Consider the following 20,656-nt stretch of genomic DNA (forward strand, 5'->3'; position numbering starts at 1 on the left):
TGTACCGGCCAACGGCCGGCATTACCGGGATACGTCACCCGGGTCTGGCAGGACCGCCGGCTCACCATCTTCGGCACCGGGCGAACGCACGTCCTCGGCCGGCTGCGAACGCGCGCGGCGCATCGGCGTGGCCTCCTGATTGAGCTCGGCGCGGGTGCGCGGCAACGACTGAGGATGTTCGCGGGCGAGGAAATCGAGCATGCGTTCGCGCACGATGCAGCGTAGATCGAAGGCATCGCCGGAGTTGCGTGCGCTCACCAGCAGACGCACCTGCAGGGTGTGTTCGCTGGTCTCGGTCACCTGGGTCACGCAGACCTGGCCATCCCACAGCGCCTCGCCGTTGCAGATGCGCTCCAGTTCGGCGCGGATCGCCGGGATCGGCGCGGTGTAATCCAGCCACAGGAAGGCGGTGCCGAGCAGATCGGCGCTGCGCCGCGTCCAGTTCTGGAACGGGTGTTCGATGAACCAGGTCAGCGGCACCACCATGCGTCGCGCATCCCAGATCCGCACCACCACGTAGCTGCTGTTGATCTCTTCCACCCGGCCCCACTCGCCCTCGACGATCACCACATCGTCCAGCCGGATCGGCTGGGTCAAGGCGATCTGCAGGCCGGCGATCAGGTTGCCGAACACCGGCTTGGCCGCGATACCGGCGACCAGGCCGATGATGCCGGCCGAGGCCAGCAGCGCGGTGCCGATCTGGCGCACCATCGGGAAGGTGAGCAGGATCAGCGAGACGCCGACCAGGATGATCGCGCCCATCAACACGCGGCTCAGCACCCGGGTCTGGGTCTGGATGCGGCGCGCTTCGAGGTTGTCGGCCACCTCCATCGGATGGTCGCGCAGGATCGCCTGCTCGCCCGCGGCCACGGCCCGCACCAGCAGCCAGATGACGCAGCCGGTCACACCGATGTGCAGCAGCCGCAGTGCCTGTTCAAGCCGGTGCTCCTGCAGCGGCGTCGCTTCGAGTGCGGGAATCAACAGCAACAGCGGCAGGGCAAACGCCAGCGGTCGGCTGATCACGCGCGCGATGCGGGCGCGGCGGTAGTCGCGGTCTTTCAGCCGCCGCGTCAACGCCATCAACAACCACCAGCCGCTGATCCCGATCGCCAGTGCGATCGAGATCGGCCATAGATACAGCGCTGCCTGCTGCCAGTCCACGGTCACTGCACGCTCCTGTGTTCTTCGCAAGGAAGTGCACAGCATGCAGGTGCCACCATGACCATCGTGTCAGGCGAATGTAAGGTGCGTGTCGAGGACACGCACTGGTATCAGTCGGCGTAGTGCGCCTGTTTGCGCACGATCGCCATCGCGATTTCCAGCGACTGCTCGTAGTTCAGGCGCGGATCCACCGAGGAACGGTACGCGCGTTCCAGGTCGCGCTCGGTCAGCTCACGCGCACCGCCAGTGCATTCGGTCACGTCCTCACCGGTCAGCTCCAGATGCACGCCGCCCAGCCGCGTGCCGGCCGCGGCGTGCAGGTCGAAGGACATCTCGACCTCGCCACGCACGTTGTCGAAACGCCGCGTCTTGTAGCCGTTGCTGGTGCTCTCGGTGTTGCCATGCATCGCATCGCACACCCACAGCACGCGCCGGCCATCGCGCTTGACCGCATTCAACAGCGGCGGCAGTTTTTCGGCGATCTGTGCCGCCCCCATGCGGTGGATGAAGCTCAGGCGGCCCGGCTCGTCCTCGGGGTTGAGCACGTCGATCAGGCGCAGCAGCTGGTCCGGCTGCACCGACGGGCCCACCTTGATCGCGATCGGGTTGCGCACGCCACGCAGATACTCCACGTGTGCGCCATCGAGAGCGGCGGTGCGCATGCCGATCCACGGGTAATGCGTGCTCAGGTTCAACCAGCCCTGCTGGCGCGGCACCTGGCGGGTCAACGCCTGTTCGTAGGGCAGCAGCAGCGCTTCGTGCGAGGTGTAGAAATCGATCCGGTTGAGGTTGTACACCTGCGTGCCGGACAGGGTTTCCATGAAACGCACCGCATCGCCGATCGAGGACACCATCTTCTGGTAATCGGTAGCCAGCGGCGAGTGCCGCACCCACTCCAGGTTCCAGTATTCGGGGTGGTGCAGATCGGCGAAGCCGCCATCGATCAGCGCCCGCACGAAGTTCATCGTCATCGCCGAGTGCGCATGCGCCTGCAGCATCCGGCGCGGGTCCGGCAGACGGGCGGCCTCGGTGAACTCCGGCGCATTGATCACGTCACCCCGATAGCTGGGCAGGGTCAGGCCGTCGCGGGTTTCGGTATCGGCCGAGCGCGGCTTGGCGTACTGCCCGGCGAAACGCCCGACCCGGATCACCGGCTTGCGCATGCCGTGCACCAGCACCAGGCTCATCTGCAGCAGCACCTTGAGCCGGTTGGAGATGGTGGTGGATTCGCAGTCGCTGAAATTCTCCGCGCAGTCACCGCCCTGCAGCAGGAAGCGCTTGCCTTCCTGGGCATCGGCCAGCTGCTGCTTGAGCGCCAGGATTTCCCAGGAGGTCACCAGCGGCGGCAGCCGCTTCAGTTCGTGCAGGGCGGCATCCAGTGCCAGCGGGTCCGGGTAGGTTGGCATCTGCAGCGCCGGCTTGCCACGCCAGCTCTCCGGCGACCAGGCAGCGTCGACAGCGGTCGCGGCGGGATCGGCTACAGGCGGGGCGGACAGGCTCATCACGGACTTCCGGGGTGTGGGGCCGGTCATGGTCGCAGAGCGCGCCCCCGGCGCAAAGGGGCGGGCACGTGCCCGGAGGCTGAACGCTGAAGAAAGGTCACGGCGATCGGCCAGATCGCGCATGGTCCAGCGGCGTCGGACAGGCGCATGATTTGTTACGGAGTAACACTTGCCAGGCCGGCCCCTCCTCCCATCGCCCAGCCAAGCCATCCTCATGAAGCCCTCCCTGCTTGCTACCGGTATCGCTGTTTCCCTGGCCCTGACCGGCCTGCCCGCCCTCGCCGCCACCCCATCCACCGCCGCCCCTGCGGTGACCGAGCTGGATGCGGTCACGGTCAGCGCCAAACTCGACCAGGCGCGCAATGCGCTGTCGCCGGATATCGGCAGCAGCCAGTACCAGATCACCGCCGAAGATATCCAGAACCTGCCGCTGGGTGCCTCCACCCCGTTGAACCAGGTGCTGCTGCAGGCCCCGGGCGTGGTCCAGGACTCCTACGGCGGCGTCCATGTGCGCGGCGACCATGCCAACCTCCAGTACCGCCTCAACGGCGTGCTGCTGCCCGAATCGATCTCCGGCTTCGGCCAGACCCTGGATGCCCGCGCGATCAAGAGCATCCGCCTGATGGACGGTGCGCTGCCGGCGCAGTTCGGCGAGCGCACGGCCGCTGTGGTGGACATCACCACCCGCAGCGGCGCCGAGCTGGGCAATGGCGGCAGCGCCGGCCTCACTGCCGGCTCCTACGGCAAGGTCAACCCCAACGCCTCGTGGTGGGGCAGCCAGGGCCGCTGGAGCTGGTATCTGACCGGCAACTACGACCAGAACCAGGTCGGCATGGAAAACCCCACCGCCTCGCGCAGGCCGGACCACGATGACACCCACCAGGGCAAGGCATTCGCCGACCTGACCTATCTGATCAACGACGACACCCGCCTGAGCCTGTTCGCCGGGTTCTCCAACAACCGCTTCCAGATCCCGGTCAACCCTGGCCAGTCCCCGCAGTTCGGCTACCTGGATACGGTCACTGCGGACTCCGCCGCGCTGGACGAAACCCAGCGCGAGACCACCCGCTTCGGCATGCTGGTGCTGCAGGGTGCGCTGGGCAGCACCGCCTACCAGGTTTCGGCCGGGCAGCGGTACAGCGACCTGTCCTTCAACCCGGACCTCGCCGGCGATCTGATCTTCAACGGCGTCGCCTCACAGGTGGAACGCAGCAACCGCGCCAACACCGTGCAGGCCGATTTCTCCACCCCGCTCGGTGAAAACCACACGCTGCGCTACGGCCTGTACGTCAACGCCGAGCGCGCCCGCGCCGGCAGCGACACCTGGGTGTTCCCGGTCGACGCCGACGGCCAGCAGGCCAGCACCACGCCCCTGCGCATTCCGGAGGCGAGCGCCTTCAACGCCACCACCACCGCGGTCTATCTGCAGGACGAATGGCGCCTCGGCGAGGACTGGACGGTCAATTACGGCCTGCGCGGTGACCGCTACAAAGCGTTCGGCGGCACCGAAGGCCAGCTCAGCCCGCGGGTGGGCGTGGTCTGGAACGCCACCGACAGCACTACCGTGCACGCCGGGTACTCGCGCTACTTCACCCCGCCGGCCAGCGAACTGGTGGCCAGCAGCGACATCGCACTCTACGACGGCACCACCAACCAGCAACCGACCGGGGGGAGCACCACGCCGCTGTCCGAGCGCAGCGACTACTACGACATCGGCGTCTCCCAGCAGGTGGGCGAACACCTCACCCTGGGCCTGGACGCTTACGACCGCAAGGTCGACCGCCTGCAGGACGAAGGCCAGTTCGGCGCCGCCTACATCTACTCCACCTTCAACTATCGCCTCGGCCACATCCACGGCGTGGAATTCAGCGCCGACTACAGCAACGGCCCGCTCAGCGCCTACGTCAATGCCGCCTACAACAAGGCCATGGGCAAGCAGGTCATCACCGGCCAGTACAACCTCGATCCCGAGGCACTGGCCTACGTCCAGAACAACTGGATCCATCTGGACCACGACCAGAAACTGACCTCGTCCGGCGGCATCAGCTACGCCTTCGCCGGGCACAACCGTCTTGGCGCCGACTACGTGTTCGGCAGCGGCCTGCGCTCGGATGCCGATGGCATCCCCAACGGCGGCGAACTCCCCGCCTACCTGCAGCTCAACCTCAGCGCCGGCCACGACTTCAACGCCGACAGCGGCCACCCACTGCATGCACAGCTCGCCCTGGTCAACGCACTGGACCGCAGTTACCAACTGCGCGACGGCGGCGGCATCGGCGTCTTCGCCCCGCAATGGGGTCCGCGCCGCGGCGCCTACCTCAGCCTGCAGCAGGACTTCTGAGCTTCGCGAGAAAGCCCTGCCATTCAATCAGATCAGCAGCATCCAGACCTGATCGCAGCACCCGGCCTGGCACGCGTTGCGTGGCCAGGCCGAGGTCACTGAGTTGAGAAACGCCTCAGTGGCGGCGACGGGCACGGAACGCCGTCACCAGCGCCCACACCGCCAATGCCGCAAACCACACCAGGCTCCACATCGGCATCGTCAGGCCCAGGAACTGCCAATCGATGTTGCCGCAGTTGCCGGTACCGGTCAGCACGGTGCGGAACACCTCGAACGGCCCCATCGTCTCACTGAGGAAACTCAGCGGCGGCCCACAGCTCGAGCCCATGTCCTGCGGCAGCCACTGCACATACACATGGCGCCCGGCAATACCGATACCGACCGCGGCCGCGATGAAGGCCAGCACCCCATACGTCTTCCGCCCGGCCGGATCACGCGGACCATGCAGCGCTCCGATCAGGAACAGCAGCCCCAATGCCGCGAATGCAATCCGCTGGAAAATGCACAACGGACACGGCTCCAGCCCCATCTTCAACTGCAGGAAGATCGCATACCCCAACAGCGCCGCGCAGACCAGAAACCCCAACAGGAACTGGGCGCGGAAACTCCAACGCAATGGATTCATTGCCAACACTCGTGAAAGTCCAGGCCCCAAGATTAACAGGGCCGTGACCGCCCACGTCCATGCGCACCTGCCGACCATCGGCGCAGCGGACCGGACAGCATGTTCCTTACATCAAGCGGAACCACCCCAACGCAGCGACGGTACTGAGGAGCCGGCCAGCGGCCGGCACTACCCACGCGCCGCGACCGCCACATGCTTTGCTTTACCCCCTGCGCACCGACCATGTGTGCAGGCGTTGCCGCCATCAAACCCCAGAAACGGAAAAACCCGGCACAAGGCCGGGTTCTTCACCGAATAACAGGTACAGCTCGAAGATTACTCTTCGACGGCTTCAGCCACAGCAGCCGGACGATCGACCAGCTCCACGTAGGCCATCGGCGCATTGTCGCCAGCGCGGAAACCGCACTTCAGCAGACGCAGGTAACCGCCCGGACGGCTCGCGTAACGCGGGCCCAGGGTGGTGAACAGATTGCCGACGGCTTCGTTGTCGCGCAGGCGAGCGAACGCCAGACGACGGTTGGCAACCGAATCAACCTTGGCCAGGGTGATCAGCGGCTCGGCAACGCGGCGCAGTTCCTTGGCCTTCGGCAGGGTGGTCTTGATCAGCTCGTGCTTGAACAGCGACGCGGCCATGTTCTTGAACATTGCTTCGCGATGGGCGCTGGTGCGGTTGAACTTACGACCGGACTTCATATGACGCATGACGGTGATTCCTGAAGTGAATGTTGGATCGGTTGGGTATCGCTGTCGCCATCCTGGCGTTGCTGCTTGGACTGCGGATGGTCCGGTGCCAGCCGTCCTGGCTGGCCGTCACCGCAGGCTATCGACCTGTCGGTGCGGGGTGTTGCGGGTGAAGCCCCCGCACCCGAAGGTGCGGGGTCAAGCATCTTGCGTAGCGCTGGATCAGCCGAGCATGCCGTGCTGGGCGACACCGGCCGGCGGCCAGTTCTCCAGCTTCATGCCGAGCGAAAGACCGCGCTGTGCGAGGACTTCCTTGATCTCGGTCAGCGACTTCTTGCCGAGGTTCGGGGTCTTGAGCAGCTCCACTTCGGTCTTCTGGATCAGATCGCCGATGTAATAGATGCTCTCTGCCTTCAGGCAGTTGGCCGAACGCACGGTCAGCTCCAGATCGTCGATCGGGCGCAGCAGCACCGGATCCACGCCGTTGTTGGCCGGCTTCGCCGCACCGCGGTCGCGGTGGGTGAAGTCACCGAAGACCGACAGCTGATCGCTGAGGATGTCGGCGGCAGTGCGCACGGCTTCCTCGGCATCGATCGTCGCGTTGGTCTCGATGTCCAGCACCAGCTTGTCCAGATCGGTACGCTGTTCCACGCGGGCCGCTTCCACCGAATAGGCGACGCGACGGACCGGCGAGAACGACGCATCCAGGACCAGGCGGCCGATGGCACGGGTTTCTTCATCCGGGCGACGACGAGCAGCAGCAGGCTGGTAGCCGAAACCGCGCTCGACCTTCAGACGCATGTTGATCGCCACATCCTTGGTGAGATGGCAGATCACATGAGCCGGATTGAGGATCTCGGTGTTATGGTCAATCTTGATATCAGCAGCGGTAACGACACCCGGACCCTGCTTGGACAGCGACAGCGTAGCGTTGTCGCCGGTATGCATGCGGATGGCCACATCCTTCAGGTTGAGCAGGACTTCCAGCACGTCCTCCTGCAAGCCTTCAAGCGTGGTGTACTCGTGCAGTACGCCATCGATTTCGACTTCCGTGATGGCGAAGCCCGGGATGGACGACAGCAGCACGCGACGCAGGGCGTTGCCCAGCGTATGCCCGTAACCACGCTCCAAGGGTTCGATGACGACCTTGGCGCGGGTATCGGTAAGGCGTTCGATCTGCGGACCGCGAGGACGCAGAACCTGGTTGGCGGTAACCGTCATGTTGCGGGTTCTCCTGCGAACCTCCGGTGTGACCCGGAGGTTCTCCAATGTGAATTACTTCGAATACAACTCGACGATCAGCGCTTCGTTGATATCCGCAGGCAGGTCCGAACGATCCGGCACGGCCTTGAAGATGCCGGCGAACTTGCCGGAATCAACTTCAACCCACGACGGACGCAGGTCATGCGTAGCAGACACGGTCAGGGCTTCCTGGACGCGCAGCTGCTTGGCAGCCTTCTCGGACAGAGCGACGGCGTCGCCAGCCTTGACCTGGTACGAAGCCAGATTGACCGACTTGCCGTTCACGGTGACACCGCGGTGCGAGACCAGCTGACGGGCAGCCGGACGGGTCACTGCGAAGCCCATGCGGTAAACGACGTTGTCAAGACGGGTTTCCAGCAACTGCAGCAGGTTCTCGCCGGTGTTGCCCTTCTTGGTCGAGGCCTTCTTGTAGTAGTTGCGGAACTGACGCTCCAGCAGACCGTAGATACGCTTGACCTTCTGCTTTTCACGCAGCTGGGTAGCGTAGTCGGACAGCTTGCCCTTACGGGCAGTGGCGCCGTGCTGGCCGGGCTTCTGCTCCAGCTTGCACTTGGAGTCCAGCGCACGGGCCGGGCTCTTGAGGGAAAGGTCGGCGCCTTCGCGGCGGGCGAGCTTACAGGTAGGACCGATATAACGAGCCATTTCTTATCGCTCCTTTAGACGCGACGCTTCTTCGGCGGACGGCACCCGTTGTGCGGGATTGGCGTCACGTCGATGATGTTGGTGATCTTGTAGCCCACGTTGTTCAGCGAGCGCACGGCCGACTCACGACCCGGACCCGGGCCCTTGATGCGGACTTCCAGGGACTTGACGCCGTAGTCGAGCGCGGCACGGCCGGCCTTCTCGGCAGCCACCTGGGCAGCGAACGGGGTGGACTTACGCGAACCGCGGAAGCCAGCGCCACCGGAGGTCGCCCACGACAGAGCGTTGCCCTGACGGTCGGTGATGGTCACGATGGTGTTGTTGAAAGAAGCGTGGACGTGGGCGACGCCGTCAGTGACGACGCGCTTGATCTTCTTCTTGGTCTTAGCGACGGGCTTAGCCATTTCTTAGGTCCCTTACTTCCTGATCGCCTTGCGCGGGCCCTTGCGGGTGCGGGCGTTGGTACGGGTGCGCTGGCCACGAAGCGGCAGACCGCGACGGTGACGCAGACCGCGGTAGCAGCCCAGATCCATCAGGCGCTTGATCGCGATACCGATTTCACGGCGCAGATCGCCTTCCACGATGTACTTGCCGACTTCGAGACGCAGACGCTCGATTTCCGGCTCCGACAGATCGCGGATCTTGGTGGTCGAGGTCACGCCTGCGGCGTCGCAGACCTTCTTCGAACGGGTACGGCCGATGCCGTAAATGCTTTGCAACCCGACCCAGACGTGCTTCTGGGCTGGCAGGTTGACGCCTGCAATACGCGCCATGACGCGGTTCTCCAGCTGAGTGATGGCCGACAGCGCACCATGGGCGCGCCAATCCGGCAGGATGGATCAAAAAAGTGAACTAGCGATTCTATCAAGGTCTCGGTTTACTGGGAAGCCCGTGGAACCTGAAGGTTCCATGGACCCGGCGTGGGGAGTGTGCCCATGCTCCGGCGCCGGATGTCGTTGACTGCAGAGGTTGCCCCCGCCGCCGCCCGCGCTACTCCCGCGCAGGACCACCACATCACACCCCCACCCGAAACCGCTGCAGGGGCCGCCCTTCGATTTGGAAGGCCAGTCCGGGAACCGGAGGGCCTTCGCAACAAGAAGACTAGTGTAACAGGTCAATCAGCCGCGGGCAAAACCGCCGCGGTTGCCGCCCTTCAGGTTGGCCTTCTTCAACAGGCTCTCATACTGGTGCGACATCAGGTGCGCCTGGATCTGGGCAATGAAGTCCATCACCACCACCACCACGATCAGCAGCGAGGTGCCGCCGAAGTAGAACGAGGCGCCGAGCTGGGTGCGCAGGATTTCCGGCAGCAGACAGACGATCACCAGGTACAGCGAACCGGCGGCCGTCAGGCGGGTCAGCACGGCATCCACGTAGTCGGCGGTGGCCTTGCCCGGACGGATGCCCGGAATCAGCGCGCCCGACTTCTTCAGGTTGTCGGCGGTTTCCTGCGAGTTGAACACCAGCGCGGTGTAGAAGAACGCGAAACCACTGATCAGCGCGGCGAACACGATCATGTGCAGCGGCTCGCCCGGCCCGAGGGCGTTGGCGACCTTCTGCAGCCACGTGGCCGAACTGGCCTGGCCGGACCACATGGCCAGCGTCGTCGGGAATGCCAGGATGCTCGAGGCGAAAATGGCCGGGATCACGCCCGCCATGTTCAGCTTCAGCGGCAGGAACGAGGTCTGGTTCATGTACGCGTTGCGGCCACCCTGGCGACGTGCGTAGTTCACCGTGATGCGGCGTTGGCCGCGCTCGACGAACACCACGAAGTAGGTGAAGGCCAGCACCACCAGCACGATCAGCAGCAGGGCGATGAAGCTCATGTTGCCGTCGCGGTAGGCTTCCACGGTGTGGATGACCGCGCCCGGCAGGCCGGCCACGATGCCGGCGAAGATGATCAGCGACACACCGTTGCCGATGCCGCGCTCGGTGACCTGCTCACCGACCCACATCAGGAAGATGGTACCGGCGGTCAGGGCGACGATGGCGGTGAGCACGAAGCCCATGCCCGGTGCGTAGACGACCGGGGCACCGCCCGGGGAGACCTGGTTCTGCAGCGCCAGCGCGATGCTGCCGCCCTGCACCACCGCCAGCAACACGGCGCCGATGCGGGAATATTGGGTGATCTTGCGACGACCCGATTCACCTTCCTTCTGCATCGACTTCAATGCCGGGAAGATGTGGACCGCCAGCTGCATCACGATGGATGCCGAGATGTACGGCATCACGTTCAGCGCGAAAATGCTGAAACGGTGCAGGGCGCCGCCCGAGAACATGTTGAACATGTCCACGATGCCGCCGCCCTGCGCCTGCATGAGCGCAAGCATGGCATCGGGATTGACGCCAGGCACCGGCACATAACAGCCGATGCGGTAGACGATCAATGCCCCGATGACGAACAGCAGTCGCTGGCGGAGTTCCGTGAACTTGCCGAGCCCGCCGCCGAGGTTACCAATGCCAGCTTGCGCCATGTCTTACTCCTGTACGCTGCCGCCGGCAGCTTCGATCGCGGCCTTGGCACTGGCCGTTGCAGCGACGCCCTTCAAGGTGAATGCCTTGGTCAGGCCACCCTTCATGACGATCTTGGCACGCTTAGCGGTGCTCGGGACCAGCTTGGCAGCGCGCAGCGCGGCAAAGTCGATCTCGCCAGCTTCCAGACGCTCAAGCTGGTAGGACAGCACTTCAGCGGTGTCCTTGGCGATCTTGGAACGGAAACCGACCTTCGGCAGACGACGCTGCATGGGGGTCTGGCCGCCTTCGAAGCCTGCCTTGATCTTGCCGCCACCCTTACGGGCGAACGAACCCTTGTGGCCGCGGCCGCAGGTCTTGCCCAGGCCGGAGCCGATACCACGACCGACGCGGGTACGCTCTTTACGAGCGCCCGGTGCCGGGCTCAGTTCATTGAGATGCATGGTCATTGGATTATTCCTCAACCTTGACGAGGTAGTGGACCTTGTTGATCAGACCGCGAACCTGCGGGCTGTCCTTCAGTTCACGTACGCTATTGAGCTTGCCGAGGCCAAGCGCCTTCACCGACAGGCGGTGACGTGCCTGGGCGCCGCGCAGGCCGCCAACCAGACGGACCTTGATGGTCTTGGTGGTGTCATTAGCCATGGTTGAGATCCTCCACCTTCTTGCCGCGCTTGGCCGCGATGCGGGCCGGCGACTGCATTTCGCTCAGACCCTTCAGCGTGGCGCGAACCAGGTTGATCGGGTTGCGCGAGCCGACGGCCTTGGCCAGCACGTTCTTGACGCCAACGGCTTCCAGGACGGCGCGCATGGCACCACCGGCGATCACACCGGTACCTTCGGAGGCCGGCATCATGAACACGCGAGCTGCGCCGTGGCCGGACTTCACCGGGTGCCACAACGTGCCGTTGTTCAGATCGACATTGGCCAGGTTCTTGCGAGCCTGTTCCATCGACTTCTGGATCGCGACCGGCACTTCACGCGCCTTGCCATAACCGAAGCCAACCTTGCCTGCGCCATCACCGACCACGGTCAGTGCGGTGAAGGTGAACTGGCGACCGCCCTTGACGGTCTTGCTGACGCGGTTGACCGCGACCAGCTTTTCGATCATGCCGTCGTCGACTTTCTCTTCGCGGCGATCGCGATCGCGACCCCGCTGCTGACGTTCTTCTGCCATGTTGATTCCTTGATTGATTGAGTATGTACGGCTCAATGCCGCTTATAGCTGTGGAATGAAGCGGTGGATCGAGCGCCCCTGCAGAAGAAGGACGTCGCCCGGCGCAACCCGCGCCGGCAGGCAGGCGGAAGCGGGGACCAGCCCCGCTTCCTTATCCCTTAGAACTGCAGGCCGCCTTCGCGGGCTGCATCAGCCAGTGCCTTGATGCGGCCGTGGTAGCGGTAGCCCGAGCGGTCGAAAGCGACCTTCTCGATGCCCGCAGCCTTGGCGCGCTCGGCGACCAGCTTGCCAACCTTGACGGCGGCGTCGCTGTTCTTGCCGTTCTTCAGGCCTTCCTTGACGTCGGCCTGGGTGGTGTTGGCCGACGCCAGCACCTTGGAGCCATCGGCGGTGAAGACCTGGGCGTACAGGTGCTGACCGGTGCGCAGCACCGACAGGCGCGGCACGCCGAGCACACGGATGTGTGCACGGGTCGACTTGGCACGACGCAGACGAGCGATGTTCTTGTTCATGATCTTTTTCCTTGGAAAGCTGAGGACCTGAATTAGGCCTTCTTGGCTTCCTTACGAATGATGACTTCGCCGGCGTACTTCACACCCTTGCCCTTGTAGGGCTCCGGCGGACGGAAGCCACGGATCTTGGCGGCAACTTCGCCAACGCGCTGCTTGTCGGTGCCCTGGACCAGCACTTCGGTCTGGGTCGGGGTCGAGATGGTGATGCCTTCCGGCGCCACGAACAGGACCGGATGCGAGAACCCGAGCGACAGGTTCAGATCCTTGCCCTGCATGGCAGCACGGTAGCCGACGCCGACCAGCTCAAGCTTGCGCTCGAAGCCGTCGGTGACGCCCTTGACCATGTTGGCCAGGATGGCGCGCACGGTGCCGGTGAGGGCAACCAGCGAGGCATCGTTGGCGGCCAGGGTGGCAACGCCGTTGTCGACAGTGATTTCAACGCCAGCAACCTTGGCAAGCGACAGGGTGCCCTTCGGGCCCTTCACGCTGACGGATTCCGGCTGGATGTTCAGTTCAACGCCCTTGGGCAGGTTGACTGGCTTCTTGGCTACGCGGGACATAGTTGGTTCCTTCTCGCCTTAGGCCACGAAGCACAGGACTTCGCCGCCGACGCCCAACTGGCGCGCCTGCGCATCAGTCATGATGCCCTTGGAGGTGGAGATGATGGAGATACCCAGGCCGTTGAGGACCTTCGGCAGCTCGGACTTGCCACGGTACTGGCGCAGACCCGAACGCGAGAAGCGCTTCAGGGTCTCGATGACCGGCTTGCCCTCGAAATACTTCAGGACGATTTCAAGCTCGGCCTTGTTGTTCTCGATCTTGGTCACGCGCAGATCGGTGATGTAGCCTTCGGCCTTCAACACCTCTGCGATTGCCACCTTGATCTTGGAGGACGGTGCTTTCACCGTCTGCTTGCCAACCGCGGCCGCATTCTTGATGCGTACCAGCAGGTCGGCGATGGGATCAGTCATGCTCATAGTCGATACCTTTGAGTGCACCGATATCCGCTTTCGCGAAAATCTTGTGTCTACCTGGAATGGGCCAGGGCCCGTCTTCACACACTGCTCACGCCTTGCGGGCGAGCAAGACGCGGGAGTATACGGCAAAAAGAGCCCGACTTGCGTCGGGCTCCCTTAATCCGGGATCAGAGCCGGAAAACCGGCCCCTCTCCCCTGCCCTGCGCCATGAAGGCACCGGGCAGTTGAAGGGACGAATCCCTTACCAGCTGGCCTTGCGCAGGCCCGGCACGTCACCACGCATGGTGGCTTCGCGCAGCTTGTTACGGCCCAGGCCGAACTTGCTGTACACGCCACGCGGGCGGCCCGAGAGCTCGCAACGGTTGCGGTGACGGCTCGGCGACGAATCGCGCGGCAGCTTCTGCAGCTTGATGACGGCCTCGGCCTTTTCGTCGTACGACGCGGTCGCGCTGGAGATGATCTTCTTCAGCTCTTCACGCTTGCCGGCGTACTTGACGGCCAGCTTCGCACGCTTGAGGTCGCGGTTGACCATGGAGGTCTTTGCCATTTCGGATTCCTCGACGTATCAGTTACGGAACGGGAACTTGAACGCKGCGAGCAGCGCCTTCGCTTCCGCATCGGTCTTGGCGGTGGTGGTGATGGCGATATCCATGCCGCGGATCGCGTCGACAGCGTCGAAGTCGATTTCCGGGAAGATGATCTGTTCCTTCACACCCATGTTGAAGTTGCCACGACCGTCGAAGGAACGACCCGAGACACCACGGAAGTCGCGCACGCGCGGCAACGAGATGTTGATCAGACGGTCCATGAACTCGTACATCTTTTCACGACGCAGCGTGGTCTTGCAGCCGATCGGCCAACCATCGCGGATCTTGAACGATGCCACCGAGACGCGGGACTTGGTCACGATCGGCTTCTGACCGGAGACCTTGGCCATGTCGGCGACGGCATTTTCCAGGATCTTCTTGTTCGTGGCTGCTTCGCCGACACCCATGTTCAGGGTGACCTTGACCAGCTTCGGAACCTGCATCGGATTGGTGTAGCCGAACTGCTTCATCAGCGCCGGCACCACTTCTTCCTTGTAAAACTTTTCGAGACGGGAATTCATCTGCTCATTCCTCAGGCGTCGAGCGCCTCACCGCTGGAGCGGAACACACGCAGTTTGCGTCCATCCTCCAGCACCTTGAAGCCAACGCGCTCGCCCTTGCCCGAAGCCGGGTTCAGCACATTCACGTTGGAGATATGGATCGACGCTTCACGCTCGACCACGCCGCCGGCAACGCCTGCCTGCGGGTTCGGCTTGGTGTGGCGCTTGACGATGTTCACGTTGGCGACGATCACACGATCGCCGTCGACGCGGACGACTTCGCCCTGCTTGCCCTTGTCCTTGCCGGTGTTGACGACAACCTGGTCGCCCTTCTTGATACGGTTAGCCATGATTATCTCCTGTCGCTCACAGCACTTCGGGAGCGAGCGAGACGATCTTCATGAACTTCTCGGAACGAAGTTCACGCGTCACCGGTCCGAAGATGCGGGTACCGATCGGCTCTTGCTTGTTGTTGAGCAGGACCGCGGCGTTGGCATCGAAACGGATCAGCGAACCATCGGCGCGACGCACACCCTTGCGGGTACGCACCACGACGGCGTCGAACACTTCACCCTTCTTGACCTTGCCGCGCGGGATTGCATCCTTCACGGTGACCTTGATGATGTCGCCAATGTGCGCGTAGCGGCGCTTGGAGCCGCCGAGCACCTTGATGCACATCACTTCCTTGGCACCGGAATTGTCCGCGACTTCGAGGTAGCTCTGCATCTGGATCATGAGTCAGATCTCCTTATTGAACCGCACGCGTGATGACTTCCACCACGCGCCAGTTCTTGGTCTTGGACATCGGAGCAATCTCGGTCACACGAACGACATCACCTTCGTTGCAGGTGTTGTCGGCGTCGTGTGCGTGCAGCTTGGTCGAACGCTTGATGTACTTGCCGTACAGGGCGTGCTTGACCAGGCGCTCCACCAACACGGTGACCGTCTTGTCCATCTTGTTGCTGACGACACGGCCTTCGACCGTGCGCAGCGTCTTGCTGTCGTTGTTATCGCTCATCGCGGCCATCCTTACTTGGTGCTGCCGAGCAGGGTCTTGACGCGAGCGATCTCGCGGCGAACCCGGCGGGTTTCGTGGGTCTTCGGCAGCTGGCCAGTGACCTGCTGCATACGGAGCGAGAACTGCTCCTTACGCAGGTCGATCAGGTGGCTCTTCAGGTCGTCAGCCGACTTTTCGCGAAGTTGTTTGATATCCATCAGAGCACCGTCCGGGTCACGAAAGTGGTGGTCACGGAGAGCTTGGCGGCAGCCAGGCGGAACGCCTCACGTGCCACGTCTTCTGCGACGCCTTCGATTTCATAGATCATGCGGCCGGGCTGGATCTGGGCTACCCAGTACTCCACGTTGCCCTTACCAGAACCCATTCGGACTTCGATGGGCTTCTTGGTGATCGGCTTGTCGGGGAACACTCGGATCCACATCTTGCCGCCGCGCTTGACGTAGCGGCTGATCGAGCGGCGAGCCGCCTCGATCTGACGCGCGGTCAGCTGACCATGAGCGGTTGCCTTCAGGCCGTATTCGCCGAAGCTGACAGCGTTGCCGCTCCAGCTCAGACCATCGTTACGGCCCTTGTGTACCTTGCGGTATTTGGTTCGCTTGGGTTGCAACATTGTCGTTACCTCGCTTCACGAGCCGGGCGCGACGGACGGTCACCGCGGTCGCCGCGATCGTTACGATCGTTGCGCGGGGAGTCGTCCTGCTTTTCCTGGCCAACCTGGGAGAAATCGAAGACTTCGCCCTTGTAGATCCAGACCTTGATGCCGATGATGCCGTAGGTCGTCTTGGCTTCAGCGAAGCCATAGTCGATGTCGGCACGCAGCGTATGCAGCGGCACGCGGCCTTCGCGGTACCACTCCGAACGGGCGATTTCTGCGCCGTTCAAGCGGCCACCGACGTTGACCTTGATGCCCAGGGCACCGAGGCGCATCGCGTTGCCGACCGAACGCTTCATCGCGCGGCGGAACATGATGCGACGCTCCAGCTGCTGCGCGATCGACTCGGCAACCAGCTGTGCGTCCAGCTCGGGTTTACGCACTTCGGTGACGTTGATGTGCGCCGGGACGCCCATCATTTCGCTCACTTCCTTGCGCAGCTTCTCGATGTCCTCACCGCGCTTGCCGATCACCACGCCCGGACGGGCGGTGTGGATCGTCACGCGAGCGGTCTTTGCCGGACGCTCGATCAGGATCTTGCTGATGCCGGCCTGCGCAAGCTTCTTGCGCAGCATTTCCCGCACCTTCAGGTCGGCTGCCAGATAACCAGCGAACTCGGCCTTGTTGGCGTACCACTTGGAGTTCCAGTCCTTGGAAATGCCGAGGCGGATACCAATCGGATGAACTTTATGACCCATGGTGTTTTCCTTTCCGCTTACTTGCCGGCGCCCACAACCACAGTGATGTGGCTGGTGCGCTTGAGGATGCGGGTGCCGCGGCCTTTCGCCCGCGCCATGAAACGCTTCAGGGTCGGACCTTCATCTACCATGATGGTCTGTACCTTCAGCTCGTCGACGTCGGCGCCCTGGTTGTTCTCGGCGTTTGCAATAGCCGACTCCACCACCTTCTTGATCAGGTGGGCAGCCTTCTTGTCCGAGAACTTCAGCAGGTTGACCGCACGCTCGGCCGGCAGGCCGCGCACCTGGTCAGCGACCAGGCGGGCTTTCTGCGCAGAGATGCGCGCGGAGCGCAGGATTGCTTTCGCTTCCATTGTCATCTCTCCTTACTTGCCCGACTTCTTGTCACCACCGTGACCCTTGAAGGTCCGGGTGATGGCAAATTCGCCGAGCTTGTGGCCGACCATGTTCTCGTTGACGAGCACCGGAACGTGGTTCTTACCGTTATGAACGGCGATGGTGACGCCTACCATTTCCGGCAGGATCATCGAACGGCGCGACCAGGTCTTGATCGGCTTCTTGCTACCCGCAGCGGCTTCCACCTTCTTGATGAGGTGGTGATCGACAAACGGGCCCTTCTTGAGTGAACGTGCCATGGTCGATTAGCCCCTACGATCGCGGACGATGAATTGCTGGGTGCGCTTGTTATGGCGCGTCTTGTAACCCTTGGTCGGGACACCCCACGGGGTGACCGGATGCGGGTTGCCCTGGCCGGCCTTCGCCTCACCACCGCCGTGCGGATGGTCAACCGGGTTCATGGCAGCACCACGAACGGTCGGGCGGACACCACGCCAGCGCTTGGCGCCAGCCTTGCCCAGCTTTTCCAGGTTGTGTTCGTCGTTACCGACTTCACCGATGGTGGCGCGGCACTCGACCGGCACCTTACGCATTTCACCCGAGCGCAGGCGCAGGGTGGCGTAGATACCTTCACGAGCGACGAGCTGCACGGCAGCGCCGGCGGCACGCGCGATCTGAGCACCCTTGCCCGGCTTCAGTTCGATGCCGTGGACAGTGGTACCGACCGGGATGTTGCGCAGCGGCAGCGTGTTACCGGTCTTGATCGGCGCATCCGAACCCGCGATCACCTGGTCACCGGCCTTCAGGCCCTTCGGTGCGATGATGTAGCGGCGTTCGCCGTCGACGTAGCACAGCAGGGCGATATGGGCGGTGCGGTTCGGATCGTATTCGATGCGTTCCACGCGCGCCGGAATGCCTTCCTTGTTGCGCTTGAAGTCGATGACTCGGTAGTGCTGCTTGTGACCACCGCCCACATGACGGGTGGTGATGCGGCCGTGGTGGTTACGACCACCGGACTTGCTCTGCGGCTCCAGCAGCGCTGCATGCGGCGCGCCCTTGTGCAGATCGGGCGTGACCACGCGCACGGCCGAACGACGGCCGGGAGAAGTGGGTTTGAATTTCATCAATGGCATGGGATGTACCTCAGGCCTTGGCCGTTACATCGATGGACTGGCCATCGGCGAGACGCACGTACGCCTTGCGCCAATCGCCGCGGCGGCCGGTGCGGTTACGGAAGGACTTGTTCTTGCCCTTCACGTTCAGCACGTTGACCGACTCGACCTTGACGTCGAACAGCTGCTCAACCGCGGCCTTTACATCGGCCTTGGTGGCTTCGTTCGAAACTTCGAAGACATACTGGTTGGAATGTTCCTGCAGGCGCGCGGTCTTTTCGGAGACTCGCGGAGCGCGCAGCACGCTGAAGACTTTTTCGTTGCTGCTCATGCCAGCCACTCCTCGACCTTCTTGACCGCATCAGCGGTGATGACGACCGTGTCGGCACCGACCAGCGACACCGGGTCCAGGCCCTGCACGTCACGCACTTCCACGTAGGGAATGTTGCGCGCCGACAGGTACAGGTGCTCGGAAGCATCTTCGGTGACGATCAGCGGACGCTTGCCCACTTCCAGGCCGGCCAGCTTGGCGATCAACGACTTGGTGTTGGTCGCTTCGACATCGAAGGACTCCACGATCGTCAGACGGCCCTGGCGGTTCAGCTCGGACAGGATCGCGCACATGGCTGCACGGTACTGCTTACGGTTGACCTTCTGCTCGAAGCTGCGCGGCTTGGCCGCGAAGGTGACACCGCCGCCGATGAAGATCGGAGCCGTCAGTGCGCCATGACGCGCGCCGCCGCCCTTCTGCTTCTTCGACTTCTTGGTGGTACCAGCCACTTCAGAGCGAGTCTTCTGTGCCTTGGTGCCGGCGCGACCGGCGTTGCGGTAAGCAACGACGACCTGGTGAACCAGATCTTCGCTGAAATCGCGACCGAACACGGCATCGGAGACCGAGACCTTGTTGTTGCTACCCGTGATAACGAGTTCCATCGTCATCTCTCCTTATGCCTTGCTAGCCGGACGAACGATCACGTCACCACCCGCTGCGCCCGGAACGGCACCACGGATTGCGATCAGACCACGTTCGACATCGACCTTCACCACTTCAAGGTTCTGGGTGCTCTGCTGCACCGAACCCATGTGGCCGGACATCTTCTTACCCGGGAAAACACGACCCGGGGTCTGGCGCTGGCCCAAGGAACCCGGCGCGCGATGCGACAGCGAGTTACCGTGGGTTGCATCGCCCATACGGAAGTTGTAGCGCTTGATGGTGCCCTGGAAGCCCTTACCCTTGGTGACACCCTGGACGTCGACCTTCTGGCCAACTTCAAAGATGTCCGCCTTGACTTCGCCGCCAACGGCGAAATCGCCGAGCTGCGCGTCTTCAACGCGGAATTCCCACAGGCCACGGCCCGCGTCGACCTTCGCCTTGGCGAAGTGACCGGCTTCCGGCTTGTTGACCAGGGCAGCGCGACGCGCGCCGACGGTCACCTGCACGGCGCTGTAGCCGTCAGCTTCGACGGTCTTGATCTGCGCGATGCGGTTCGGGGTAGCTTCAATCAGGGTTACCGGGATGGCCTGGCCATCTTCGGTGAACACGCGGCTCATGCCAGCCTTGCGGCCCACGAAGCCCAACGAATATTTCTTCGTCATGGTCGTAGTCCTCAGGTCAGCTTGATCTGAACGTCGACGCCGGCAGCCAGTTCGAGCTTCATCAGCGCGTCCACGGTCTTGTCGTTCGGGTCAACGATATCGAGCACGCGCTTATGCGTGCGGGTCTCGTACTGGTCACGCGCGTCTTTATCGACGTGCGGCGAGACGAGAATGGTGTAACGCTCGATCTTGGTCGGCAGGGGGATCGGGCCACGCACTTGCGCGCCGGTCCGCTTTGCCGTTTCTACGATCTCGCTGGCCGAACGGTCGATCAAACGATGATCGAACGCCTTCAGCCGAATCCGGATCTTTTGGTCCGCCATGACGGTGGGTTCCTTCGTTAAAAGAGCGACGGACAAGGCCTCTGGGTTGCCTTGTCCCATGAATATCCTGAATGCAGACGCCGCACATTCCTGCGCGGCGACAAGATCTTTCCGTAGACCTCAAAAATCGAGGCAGACCGGTCTCCCGATCTGCCCAGACAAAAAGTATAGCGCGCATACAAGTTGGCAGTCAACAGGGGTACTGTTGACAAAGCCTGAATGGCGCGACCCTTCCTGGTCTGGGGAACACGAGGAGCATCCTGCGCCTCTTTTCCCGTTTGGTTACACCCCGATGCCCTACCCAGGCAACATCGGGGCGCAGATTCTAGCAGATTACGCGATGATCTTGGAGACCACGCCGGCGCCGACGGTACGGCCGCCTTCGCGAATCGCGAAGCGCAGGCCTTCATCCATGGCGACCGGGTTGATCAGGGTGACAACCATCTTCACGTTGTCGCCCGGCATCACCATTTCCACACCT

At 63.1% G+C, this 20,656-nt stretch carries 32 protein-coding genes; 1 reads left to right on the forward strand and 31 read right to left on the reverse strand.

Features of this window, described 5'->3' with window-relative positions:
- Positions 1-21 precede the first annotated feature (21 nt).
- Positions 22-1,161: a mechanosensitive ion channel family protein gene (locus AC1DIQ_RS17390; protein WP_478050502.1), complete on the reverse strand. Its 1,140-nt coding sequence runs from the start codon at positions 1,159-1,161 to the stop codon at positions 22-24.
- A 110-nt stretch (positions 1,162-1,271) separates the two neighbouring features.
- Positions 1,272-2,663, reverse strand: a complete 1,392-nt coding sequence (locus AC1DIQ_RS17395) for a class II 3-deoxy-7-phosphoheptulonate synthase (protein WP_121042896.1) — start codon at positions 2,661-2,663, stop codon at positions 1,272-1,274.
- Positions 2,664-2,877: 214 nt separating this feature from the next.
- Between AC1DIQ_RS17395 and AC1DIQ_RS17400 the strand changes: the two genes are divergently transcribed.
- Positions 2,878-5,004 carry a TonB-dependent receptor gene (locus AC1DIQ_RS17400; RefSeq protein WP_478050496.1) on the forward strand — a complete coding sequence of 709 codons (2,127 nt, stop codon included), beginning with the start codon at positions 2,878-2,880 and terminating at the stop codon, positions 5,002-5,004.
- 115 nt (positions 5,005-5,119) lie between these two features.
- Here the strand turns inward: AC1DIQ_RS17400 and AC1DIQ_RS17405 are convergent, their stop codons facing one another.
- The 29 genes from AC1DIQ_RS17405 to AC1DIQ_RS17545 all read right to left on the reverse strand — a co-directional run.
- Positions 5,120-5,629, reverse strand: coding sequence for a disulfide bond formation protein B (locus tag AC1DIQ_RS17405; protein ID WP_478050497.1), 510 nt, complete (start codon positions 5,627-5,629; stop codon positions 5,120-5,122).
- 315 nt (positions 5,630-5,944) lie between these two features.
- On the reverse strand, positions 5,945-6,331 hold the full coding sequence (rplQ, locus tag AC1DIQ_RS17410) for a 50S ribosomal protein L17 (RefSeq protein WP_121042892.1): 387 nt from the start codon (positions 6,329-6,331) through the stop codon (positions 5,945-5,947).
- Positions 6,332-6,532: 201 nt separating this feature from the next.
- On the reverse strand, positions 6,533-7,531 hold the full coding sequence (locus AC1DIQ_RS17415; protein WP_121042890.1) for a DNA-directed RNA polymerase subunit alpha: 999 nt from the start codon (positions 7,529-7,531) through the stop codon (positions 6,533-6,535).
- Positions 7,532-7,585: 54 nt separating this feature from the next.
- Positions 7,586-8,215, reverse strand: coding sequence for a 30S ribosomal protein S4 (gene rpsD, locus AC1DIQ_RS17420; RefSeq protein ID WP_019186164.1), 630 nt, complete (start codon positions 8,213-8,215; stop codon positions 7,586-7,588).
- A gap of 14 nt (positions 8,216-8,229) precedes the next feature.
- The gene (gene rpsK / locus AC1DIQ_RS17425) at positions 8,230-8,619 is read right to left on the reverse strand and encodes a 30S ribosomal protein S11 (RefSeq protein ID WP_017355427.1); all 390 of its coding nucleotides are present in this window, start codon (positions 8,617-8,619) and stop codon (positions 8,230-8,232) included.
- Positions 8,620-8,631: 12 nt separating this feature from the next.
- The gene (gene rpsM, locus AC1DIQ_RS17430; RefSeq protein WP_019186163.1) at positions 8,632-8,988 is read right to left on the reverse strand and encodes a 30S ribosomal protein S13; all 357 of its coding nucleotides are present in this window, start codon (positions 8,986-8,988) and stop codon (positions 8,632-8,634) included.
- Positions 8,989-9,333: 345 nt separating this feature from the next.
- Positions 9,334-10,689, reverse strand: coding sequence for a preprotein translocase subunit SecY (secY, locus tag AC1DIQ_RS17435; protein WP_019186162.1), 1,356 nt, complete (start codon positions 10,687-10,689; stop codon positions 9,334-9,336).
- Between the two features lie 3 nt (positions 10,690-10,692).
- Positions 10,693-11,136: a 50S ribosomal protein L15 gene (gene rplO / locus AC1DIQ_RS17440; protein WP_121042888.1), complete on the reverse strand. Its 444-nt coding sequence runs from the start codon at positions 11,134-11,136 to the stop codon at positions 10,693-10,695.
- 4 nt (positions 11,137-11,140) lie between these two features.
- A complete protein-coding gene (gene rpmD, locus AC1DIQ_RS17445) occupies positions 11,141-11,332 on the reverse strand; it encodes a 50S ribosomal protein L30 (RefSeq protein ID WP_121042886.1) in 192 nt (63 codons plus the stop codon).
- Complete coding sequence (gene rpsE / locus AC1DIQ_RS17450; RefSeq protein ID WP_121042884.1) at positions 11,325-11,864, reverse strand: 30S ribosomal protein S5; 540 nt, start codon at positions 11,862-11,864, stop codon at positions 11,325-11,327. Before rpsE ends, rpmD begins: the two co-directional genes overlap by 8 nt.
- Positions 11,865-12,022: 158 nt before the next feature.
- On the reverse strand, positions 12,023-12,376 hold the full coding sequence (gene rplR, locus AC1DIQ_RS17455) for a 50S ribosomal protein L18 (protein ID WP_123728451.1): 354 nt from the start codon (positions 12,374-12,376) through the stop codon (positions 12,023-12,025).
- Between the two features lie 32 nt (positions 12,377-12,408).
- Positions 12,409-12,936: a 50S ribosomal protein L6 gene (gene rplF, locus AC1DIQ_RS17460; RefSeq protein ID WP_121042880.1), complete on the reverse strand. Its 528-nt coding sequence runs from the start codon at positions 12,934-12,936 to the stop codon at positions 12,409-12,411.
- 18 nt (positions 12,937-12,954) lie between these two features.
- The gene (gene rpsH, locus AC1DIQ_RS17465; protein WP_019186156.1) at positions 12,955-13,353 is read right to left on the reverse strand and encodes a 30S ribosomal protein S8; all 399 of its coding nucleotides are present in this window, start codon (positions 13,351-13,353) and stop codon (positions 12,955-12,957) included.
- Between the two features lie 241 nt (positions 13,354-13,594).
- Positions 13,595-13,900, reverse strand: coding sequence for a 30S ribosomal protein S14 (gene rpsN / locus AC1DIQ_RS17470; RefSeq protein WP_121042878.1), 306 nt, complete (start codon positions 13,898-13,900; stop codon positions 13,595-13,597).
- Between the two features lie 18 nt (positions 13,901-13,918).
- Positions 13,919-14,461 carry a 50S ribosomal protein L5 gene (gene rplE / locus AC1DIQ_RS17475; protein WP_019186154.1) on the reverse strand — a complete coding sequence of 181 codons (543 nt, stop codon included), beginning with the start codon at positions 14,459-14,461 and terminating at the stop codon, positions 13,919-13,921.
- Between the two features lie 11 nt (positions 14,462-14,472).
- On the reverse strand, positions 14,473-14,790 hold the full coding sequence (gene rplX, locus AC1DIQ_RS17480) for a 50S ribosomal protein L24 (RefSeq protein ID WP_017355416.1): 318 nt from the start codon (positions 14,788-14,790) through the stop codon (positions 14,473-14,475).
- Between the two features lie 16 nt (positions 14,791-14,806).
- Entirely contained in the window at positions 14,807-15,175 is a 369-nt protein-coding gene (gene rplN / locus AC1DIQ_RS17485; RefSeq protein ID WP_017355415.1) for a 50S ribosomal protein L14, read from the reverse strand.
- A gap of 13 nt (positions 15,176-15,188) precedes the next feature.
- On the reverse strand, positions 15,189-15,458 hold the full coding sequence (gene rpsQ, locus AC1DIQ_RS17490; RefSeq protein WP_121042876.1) for a 30S ribosomal protein S17: 270 nt from the start codon (positions 15,456-15,458) through the stop codon (positions 15,189-15,191).
- 11 nt (positions 15,459-15,469) lie between these two features.
- On the reverse strand, positions 15,470-15,655 hold the full coding sequence (rpmC, locus tag AC1DIQ_RS17495) for a 50S ribosomal protein L29 (RefSeq protein WP_019186151.1): 186 nt from the start codon (positions 15,653-15,655) through the stop codon (positions 15,470-15,472).
- Positions 15,655-16,068, reverse strand: a complete 414-nt coding sequence (gene rplP / locus AC1DIQ_RS17500; protein ID WP_019186150.1) for a 50S ribosomal protein L16 — start codon at positions 16,066-16,068, stop codon at positions 15,655-15,657. The genes rpmC and rplP overlap by 1 nt, the downstream gene beginning before the upstream one ends.
- A gap of 5 nt (positions 16,069-16,073) precedes the next feature.
- Entirely contained in the window at positions 16,074-16,808 is a 735-nt protein-coding gene (gene rpsC / locus AC1DIQ_RS17505; RefSeq protein WP_121042874.1) for a 30S ribosomal protein S3, read from the reverse strand.
- 17 nt (positions 16,809-16,825) lie between these two features.
- Positions 16,826-17,161, reverse strand: a complete 336-nt coding sequence (gene rplV / locus AC1DIQ_RS17510) for a 50S ribosomal protein L22 (protein WP_017355410.1) — start codon at positions 17,159-17,161, stop codon at positions 16,826-16,828.
- Positions 17,162-17,173: 12 nt separating this feature from the next.
- Positions 17,174-17,443, reverse strand: coding sequence for a 30S ribosomal protein S19 (rpsS, locus tag AC1DIQ_RS17515; protein ID WP_019186148.1), 270 nt, complete (start codon positions 17,441-17,443; stop codon positions 17,174-17,176).
- Between the two features lie 6 nt (positions 17,444-17,449).
- The gene (gene rplB / locus AC1DIQ_RS17520) at positions 17,450-18,277 is read right to left on the reverse strand and encodes a 50S ribosomal protein L2 (RefSeq protein WP_017355408.1); all 828 of its coding nucleotides are present in this window, start codon (positions 18,275-18,277) and stop codon (positions 17,450-17,452) included.
- A gap of 10 nt (positions 18,278-18,287) precedes the next feature.
- Positions 18,288-18,587 carry a 50S ribosomal protein L23 gene (gene rplW, locus AC1DIQ_RS17525; protein ID WP_019186147.1) on the reverse strand — a complete coding sequence of 100 codons (300 nt, stop codon included), beginning with the start codon at positions 18,585-18,587 and terminating at the stop codon, positions 18,288-18,290.
- Positions 18,584-19,189: a 50S ribosomal protein L4 gene (gene rplD, locus AC1DIQ_RS17530; RefSeq protein ID WP_019186146.1), complete on the reverse strand. Its 606-nt coding sequence runs from the start codon at positions 19,187-19,189 to the stop codon at positions 18,584-18,586. The genes rplW and rplD overlap by 4 nt, the downstream gene beginning before the upstream one ends.
- A 12-nt stretch (positions 19,190-19,201) precedes the next feature.
- On the reverse strand, positions 19,202-19,852 hold the full coding sequence (gene rplC, locus AC1DIQ_RS17535; RefSeq protein WP_019186145.1) for a 50S ribosomal protein L3: 651 nt from the start codon (positions 19,850-19,852) through the stop codon (positions 19,202-19,204).
- A gap of 11 nt (positions 19,853-19,863) precedes the next feature.
- A complete protein-coding gene (gene rpsJ / locus AC1DIQ_RS17540; protein ID WP_010341589.1) occupies positions 19,864-20,175 on the reverse strand; it encodes a 30S ribosomal protein S10 in 312 nt (103 codons plus the stop codon).
- A 333-nt stretch (positions 20,176-20,508) separates the two neighbouring features.
- A partial coding sequence (locus AC1DIQ_RS17545) for an EF-Tu C-terminal domain-related protein (protein WP_478048678.1) occupies positions 20,509-20,656 on the reverse strand: 148 nt, incomplete at its 5' end.

Source organism: Stenotrophomonas sp. 05L413, assembly GCF_056397945.1.

Excerpts from the sequence above, each read along its gene's own strand:
- AC1DIQ_RS17395 (WP_121042896.1), bottom strand. The coding sequence starts at position 2,663 with ATGAGCCTGTCCGCCCCGCCTGTAGCCGATCCCGCCGCGACCGCTGTC.
- AC1DIQ_RS17400 (WP_478050496.1), top strand. The coding sequence starts at position 2,878 with ATGAAGCCCTCCCTGCTTGCTACCGGTATCGCTGTTTCCCTGGCCCTG.
- AC1DIQ_RS17405 (WP_478050497.1), bottom strand. The coding sequence starts at position 5,629 with ATGAATCCATTGCGTTGGAGTTTCCGCGCCCAGTTCCTGTTGGGGTTT.
- rplQ (WP_121042892.1), bottom strand. The coding sequence starts at position 6,331 with ATGCGTCATATGAAGTCCGGTCGTAAGTTCAACCGCACCAGCGCCCAT.
- AC1DIQ_RS17415 (WP_121042890.1), bottom strand. The coding sequence starts at position 7,531 with ATGACGGTTACCGCCAACCAGGTTCTGCGTCCTCGCGGTCCGCAGATC.
- rpsD (WP_019186164.1), bottom strand. The coding sequence starts at position 8,215 with ATGGCTCGTTATATCGGTCCTACCTGTAAGCTCGCCCGCCGCGAAGGC.
- rpsK (WP_017355427.1), bottom strand. The coding sequence starts at position 8,619 with ATGGCTAAGCCCGTCGCTAAGACCAAGAAGAAGATCAAGCGCGTCGTC.
- rpsM (WP_019186163.1), bottom strand. The coding sequence starts at position 8,988 with ATGGCGCGTATTGCAGGCGTCAACCTGCCAGCCCAGAAGCACGTCTGG.
- secY (WP_019186162.1), bottom strand. The coding sequence starts at position 10,689 with ATGGCGCAAGCTGGCATTGGTAACCTCGGCGGCGGGCTCGGCAAGTTC.
- rplO (WP_121042888.1), bottom strand. The coding sequence starts at position 11,136 with ATGACCATGCATCTCAATGAACTGAGCCCGGCACCGGGCGCTCGTAAA.
- rpmD (WP_121042886.1), bottom strand. The coding sequence starts at position 11,332 with ATGGCTAATGACACCACCAAGACCATCAAGGTCCGTCTGGTTGGCGGC.
- rpsE (WP_121042884.1), bottom strand. The coding sequence starts at position 11,864 with ATGGCAGAAGAACGTCAGCAGCGGGGTCGCGATCGCGATCGCCGCGAA.
- rplR (WP_123728451.1), bottom strand. The coding sequence starts at position 12,376 with ATGAACAAGAACATCGCTCGTCTGCGTCGTGCCAAGTCGACCCGTGCA.
- rplF (WP_121042880.1), bottom strand. The coding sequence starts at position 12,936 with ATGTCCCGCGTAGCCAAGAAGCCAGTCAACCTGCCCAAGGGCGTTGAA.
- rpsH (WP_019186156.1), bottom strand. The coding sequence starts at position 13,353 with ATGAGCATGACTGATCCCATCGCCGACCTGCTGGTACGCATCAAGAAT.
- rpsN (WP_121042878.1), bottom strand. The coding sequence starts at position 13,900 with ATGGCAAAGACCTCCATGGTCAACCGCGACCTCAAGCGTGCGAAGCTG.
- rplX (WP_017355416.1), bottom strand. The coding sequence starts at position 14,790 with ATGGCTAACCGTATCAAGAAGGGCGACCAGGTTGTCGTCAACACCGGC.
- rplN (WP_017355415.1), bottom strand. The coding sequence starts at position 15,175 with ATGATCCAGATGCAGAGCTACCTCGAAGTCGCGGACAATTCCGGTGCC.
- rpsQ (WP_121042876.1), bottom strand. The coding sequence starts at position 15,458 with ATGAGCGATAACAACGACAGCAAGACGCTGCGCACGGTCGAAGGCCGT.
- rpmC (WP_019186151.1), bottom strand. The coding sequence starts at position 15,655 with ATGGATATCAAACAACTTCGCGAAAAGTCGGCTGACGACCTGAAGAGC.
- rplP (WP_019186150.1), bottom strand. The coding sequence starts at position 16,068 with ATGTTGCAACCCAAGCGAACCAAATACCGCAAGGTACACAAGGGCCGT.
- rpsC (WP_121042874.1), bottom strand. The coding sequence starts at position 16,808 with ATGGGTCATAAAGTTCATCCGATTGGTATCCGCCTCGGCATTTCCAAG.
- rplV (WP_017355410.1), bottom strand. The coding sequence starts at position 17,161 with ATGGAAGCGAAAGCAATCCTGCGCTCCGCGCGCATCTCTGCGCAGAAA.
- rpsS (WP_019186148.1), bottom strand. The coding sequence starts at position 17,443 with ATGGCACGTTCACTCAAGAAGGGCCCGTTTGTCGATCACCACCTCATC.
- rplB (WP_017355408.1), bottom strand. The coding sequence starts at position 18,277 with ATGCCATTGATGAAATTCAAACCCACTTCTCCCGGCCGTCGTTCGGCC.
- rplW (WP_019186147.1), bottom strand. The coding sequence starts at position 18,587 with ATGAGCAGCAACGAAAAAGTCTTCAGCGTGCTGCGCGCTCCGCGAGTC.
- rplD (WP_019186146.1), bottom strand. The coding sequence starts at position 19,189 with ATGGAACTCGTTATCACGGGTAGCAACAACAAGGTCTCGGTCTCCGAT.
- rplC (WP_019186145.1), bottom strand. The coding sequence starts at position 19,852 with ATGACGAAGAAATATTCGTTGGGCTTCGTGGGCCGCAAGGCTGGCATG.
- rpsJ (WP_010341589.1), bottom strand. The coding sequence starts at position 20,175 with ATGGCGGACCAAAAGATCCGGATTCGGCTGAAGGCGTTCGATCATCGT.